General features: G+C 62.0%; 7 protein-coding genes. All 7 read right to left on the minus strand.

Annotated elements, in window-relative coordinates:
• Window positions 1–128: 128 nt before the first annotated feature.
• Entirely contained in the window at window positions 129–1,514 is a 1,386-nt protein-coding gene (gene dnaB, locus MJD61_11945; protein ID MCG8555981.1) for a replicative DNA helicase, read from the minus strand.
• A gap of 82 nt (window positions 1,515–1,596) precedes the next feature.
• Complete coding sequence (gene rplI / locus MJD61_11950) at window positions 1,597–2,064, minus strand: 50S ribosomal protein L9 (GenBank protein MCG8555982.1); 468 nt, start codon at window positions 2,062–2,064, stop codon at window positions 1,597–1,599.
• Window positions 2,065–2,066: 2 nt separating this feature from the next.
• Window positions 2,067–2,366, minus strand: coding sequence for a 30S ribosomal protein S18 (gene rpsR, locus MJD61_11955; GenBank protein MCG8555983.1), 300 nt, complete (start codon window positions 2,364–2,366; stop codon window positions 2,067–2,069).
• 48 nt (window positions 2,367–2,414) lie between these two features.
• Window positions 2,415–3,032, minus strand: coding sequence for a 30S ribosomal protein S6 (rpsF, locus tag MJD61_11960; GenBank protein MCG8555984.1), 618 nt, complete (start codon window positions 3,030–3,032; stop codon window positions 2,415–2,417).
• A gap of 17 nt (window positions 3,033–3,049) precedes the next feature.
• Window positions 3,050–3,628, minus strand: coding sequence for an aminoacyl-tRNA hydrolase (gene pth / locus MJD61_11965; GenBank protein MCG8555985.1), 579 nt, complete (start codon window positions 3,626–3,628; stop codon window positions 3,050–3,052).
• Between the two features lie 35 nt (window positions 3,629–3,663).
• Window positions 3,664–4,299 carry a 50S ribosomal protein L25 gene (locus MJD61_11970; GenBank protein MCG8555986.1) on the minus strand — a complete coding sequence of 212 codons (636 nt, stop codon included), beginning with the start codon at window positions 4,297–4,299 and terminating at the stop codon, window positions 3,664–3,666.
• 69 nt (window positions 4,300–4,368) lie between these two features.
• Window positions 4,369–4,668: phosphoribosylpyrophosphate synthetase (locus tag MJD61_11975; GenBank protein ID MCG8555987.1), on the minus strand; the 300-nt coding region annotated here is incomplete at its 5' end.

Raw genomic sequence — 4,668 nt, forward strand, 5'->3', positions numbered from 1 at the left:
TGAGGCGCCCGGCCAGCAAGGCGCGCTGTCGCGCGAATACTCCCTGTATTCGAAGGCGGCGCAACACCGCTGGACGGGATGGATCGAAATCGAAGTGGCGATGTTATTTTGACCCGACGCCTTAGGGCTCACATCATTTCGGTTTCGTCGTGGTCCTCGTCGAGGTTTTCGAAGCGAGTGTATTGGCTGAAGAAACGTGATCGCGTCGTGCCTGTGGGACCGTGCCGCTGCTTGCCGATGATCACTTCCGCGATGCCGTGATCGGGCGTGTCGCGATTGTACACTTCGTCCCTATAGATGAATAGAATCGTATCGGCGTCCTGCTCGATGGCACCCGATTCCCGCAGGTCCGACAGCTGGGGCCGACGGTCCTTCACACCTCGCGTTTCGACTCCGCGATTGAGCTGCGAAAGCGCGACGACCGGCACCTCCATCTCCTTGGCAAGCCCCTTGAGGGAGCGACTGATCTCGCTGATTTCCTGTTCCCGGCTCTCATTGCGCGTGCCCGAACGCATCAATTGCAGGTAGTCGACTACAATGAGTCCGAGGCCGCTTTCGGACCGCAGGCGTCTGGCCTTTGCCCGCAGCTCCATGAGCGTGAGTCCGGGCGTGTCGTCGATCCACACTGGCATGTCGCTGAGCAATCCGGCTGTGTTGATTAGCCTCGGCCAATCCTCACGGGCCAGCTGGCCGGTCCGCAGATGTGACGCGTCCACCCGTGCTTCGCTGCAGAGCATTCGGCGCGCAAGCTGCTCCTTGGGCATCTCCAAGGAAAAGACAAGCGCGGGGGTCTTACGAGCGCCGCACGCGTTGAGCGCGATGTTCATCGCAAACGCCGTCTTTCCCATGCCGGGCCGCCCGGCAACAATGACGAGATCGCCCGCATGCATGCCGGCGGTCATATGATCGAGGCGCTCGAACCCCGTGGGCAAGCCTGTAATGCGCTCCTTGCGCTCGGCCGCCGCCGTGATTTCTTCAAAAGTTCGATTGATGACTTCGTTGATGCGTTCGTACGGATGCCGGAGCCGCTCCTTGGCCACGTCGAAGATCGAACGCTCAGCCAGATCCAAGAACTCGGTCACTTCGCCGTAGTCTCCATAGCCGCGGGCCGCAACCTCGTGGCAGGTCGTGATGAGCCTGCGCACCATGGCCTTCTCTCGAATGATCCGGGCATGGGCCTCGATATTGCTGACCGTTGGGATGGTGTTGGTCAACGAGAGCAGGTACTCGCTGCCGCCGATCTGGTTCAGCTTTCCGGCGCCGGACAATTTGTCGCGCAACGTGACGCTGTCCACGGGCTCGCCACGACCAAACAGCTCGGTCATGGCACGGAAGATGTGCCCATTGGCCTCGCTGTAGAAATCGTCCGTCTCCAGGATCTCTACTACGACGTTGAGCGCCCGATTCTCGAGCAGAATACCCCCAAGCACAGCGCGCTCCGCATCGAGATCGTTGGGGGGGACCCTGCCCTCAGGGACGCTCCTGCGCAGGGGTGCTGTATCGCGGGTGGTCACACGTGCTCATGCCAAAGCTGCCAAGCGCCGTACCTCTGTATCACGCCAGTCTGGCATCGATCGAGCGCTCTCGCACGTGCCGCTACGCCCTCGTGGTCTGCCTGGACACTACCAGCTTGAAGCTACTGGCGACGTCTGGGGCGAGCTTGACGCCCACCTCGTACTCGCCGAGCTGCTTGATTGCTCCCGGCAACACGAGCTTGCGACGATCGATGTCAATCCCTCTGTTCTTGAGCTCCTGGGCGATCTCCCTCGCGGTGACCGATCCGTACATGCGCTCTGCCTCGCCCGCGGGTTTCAGCACCTCGATAATGACTTCCCTGAGGCTGTCGGCCAGGCGGTCCGCCTGCTGTTTTAACTTGGACGCGTGGGCCAGAGCGGCCCTACGCTCGTGTTCCACGCGCTCGACCTGGCCTCGGGTCGCCGGTACGGCTAGCGAACGTGGCAGAAGGTAATTCCGGGCGTAGCCCGGTCTGACTCGGACCAGATCGCCGGCGGCCCCAAGATGCTCCACCCTCGCGGTCAAGATGATCCGCATGTGCGAAGGCATGGCTAACTCCGCACCGTATAAGGCATGAGGGCAATGGAGCGGGCACGCTTGATCGCAAGCGTCAGCCGCCGCTGATGGCGCGCGCAGTTGCCGCTGATTCTCCTCGGGACAATCTTGCCACGCTCGGAGATGAAGAGCCTCAGCTGTTGAGGATCCTTGTAATCGATCTCGAGATCCGTTTCCGCACAATACCTGCACACCTTGCGCTTTCCTCCTTTGCGTCGGAGGGTAATGGGATCGGTGTCAGCGCGGGATCGACCGTAGGCGCTGTCGTCGTCGTTATCGTAGTGTTCTCTCGCCATCCTCGAATCTTCTCCAGTCTCCTGTCTCGATCCAGAGCTCCGATCGCTCTAGCCCGTAACCTCTCCGGGGGTCGGTCCCGAGCTGCTATTCGCACGGTCGCTCGCCTCCACGCCGGCTGCCACCGTCTGGGGGCTAGCCGTTAGCTCCTCCTCGGCCGGGGCTGCCTCACTTGGCCCCTGCACGACGTCCGTGTCCTCCGAGGGCGGTGAACGCCCCTCGTCCCGGCGTCGAGGCGGCTGTTCCAGACCGAGTCGCTGAGCCAGACCCGGTTCCTCGTCGCTGCCATCCGCCGGTTCCAGTCCTGCGAACGTGGTGTCCTCCGGATCCACCTCCAGCTCGTCCAAGTCCACCCGAGCGCGCAGCTGGGCCGTTTGGTAGCGGACGACGGAGTCCAGCAGTCCCAGGTTGCGCTCCATCTCCGCGACAAGGCCCTCGAAGCCGACGTACTTCAAGTAGACGAAGACACCGCGGCTGGAGCCACGGATGGGATAGGCGAGCCGCCGCCTTCCCCAGTTGTCGATCTTGACCAGCGTGCCGCCCATTCTCTTGATGACTTCGGTCGTCCGGGAGACGACCTCTTCTGCGCTTGAGGGCTCGATGTCCGAACGCAGGATGAGTATGGTCTCGTATTCACGCGCTCTGGTGCGTCTTTCATTGGCTATCATAGGCTCCCTCTCGGGTGTCAGCTTTCAGCAAACCTAGCACGAGTGTTGTAGCGATTCATTGCAGCTTGCGGGCCCTCGCAGACAACGCACTCGAGGGCATCCGCGGCTTGTGCGAGCACGCTCGGCAGGGCCGCGTGCTCTTCGCTGTTGAAATCCGTCAGAACATGCTGCTCGGCCGAGCCTGCCCGCGGGCGTCCGATGCCGATTCGCAGCCTCGGGAAGTCACGGCTTCCGGCATGCAGCACGACTGAGTCGATCCCCTTGTGGCCGGCGCTTCCACCGCCGATCTTGAAGCGCAACGTTGCAAATTCGAGATCGAGCTCGTCATGCACGACGATCAGGCGGTCCAGACGTACCCGAAAAAAATGCAGGGCGCGCTGAATCGCTTCTCCGCTCAGGTTCATGTAAGTCATGGGTTTGAGCAACACGACATCCTGGTCTCTCATGCGCTGGCGGCTGAACTCCGCATTCCACTTGGCCTTGAAGCTCCCTGTGGAGAATCGTCGGGCCAGAACGTCAACCGCCATGAAGCCGACGTTATGCCGGTTTTTGCGGTAGCGAGGGCCCGGGTTTCCTAACCCCGCGACCAAGTGCACTCTATCTGCTCCTGTTGCCTTACGACCTTTCAGAACTACCGTTTGGCCTTGGTTGCGCTCGCGCTTGTCTCGGACGATTCGCTCGAGGACGCCTCCGCCTCTTCCTCGTCGCCGCTGGCTCGCTCGCCACCGATGGTGACCAGGTTGCGTTCGCCGGGAAGCAACACCTCGACATCCTTGGCGAGCTCCAGGTCCTTGACCTGCACGATGCCGTTGAGGTCCAGATTCGTGACGTCGAAGGTTATGTGGGCCGGGATCTTGTGCGGCGGCGCTTGAATGGGTAGGTCACGGTAGACTACCGTCAGCGCACCACCGCGCACCACCCCCTTGGCGCGGCCGGTCGTACGGAAAGGCACCCTCGCGCGGACCGAGGACTGCGTGTCCACCCTGTAGAAGTCCACATGAAGCGGCCGGCGATCCACGGGATGCAGCTGCAGCTCCTTGACCATGGCGAGCTCGAAGCGGCCCCCGATGTCGAGCCTGAGCAGCGTGTTCTGGCGGTGTTCGCCGCTCAGCGCCTCCATCAAGTCCTTAGGCGACAACTCCAGTGCTTGCGCTGCCACACCGGAGCCGTAGAAAACGCCCGGTAGTCGTCCCTTTTGCCGCAGCTGCCGGCACACGCCTTTGCCCCTTCCCTGCCGTGGCGCAACGCGCAGAATCAGTGGTTCCATTGAATCAACCTCTCACCCACCTGGGAGTCCTCCCCGCAATCGCTGTTTCCCCGGCGCAACGCGGCCACCTCATACAAAGAGCGAGCTTACGGAGTCGCTGTGGTGGATACGCTTGATCGCTTCGCCTAGCAGGGCAGCCACCGACAGGACGGTGAAATGGCCGCTGTCTTCGGCTTCTCTCGTCAAGGGTATCGTATCGCTCACGACCACTTCTTCCAGGGGCGCTTCTGCGATGCGCTCGATGGCGGGATCCGACAGGACAGCATGTGTCGCCGCCGCGTATACTTTGTCGGCACCTTGTTCCTTCAGCCCCAGGGCTGCGTTGGTCAGGGTGCCGGCAGTATCGATCATGTCGTCGAGTATCACGCA

Source organism: Pseudomonadota bacterium (assembly GCA_022361155.1).
Taxonomy (GTDB): domain Bacteria; phylum Myxococcota_A; class Polyangia; order Polyangiales; family JAKSBK01; genus JAKSBK01.

Excerpts from the sequence above, each read along its gene's own strand:
- rplI (MCG8555982.1), bottom strand. The coding sequence starts at position 2,064 with ATGCCTTCGCACATGCGGATCATCTTGACCGCGAGGGTGGAGCATCTT.
- rpsR (MCG8555983.1), bottom strand. The coding sequence starts at position 2,366 with ATGGCGAGAGAACACTACGATAACGACGACGACAGCGCCTACGGTCGA.
- MJD61_11970 (MCG8555986.1), bottom strand. The coding sequence starts at position 4,299 with ATGGAACCACTGATTCTGCGCGTTGCGCCACGGCAGGGAAGGGGCAAA.
- rpsF (MCG8555984.1), bottom strand. The coding sequence starts at position 3,032 with ATGATAGCCAATGAAAGACGCACCAGAGCGCGTGAATACGAGACCATA.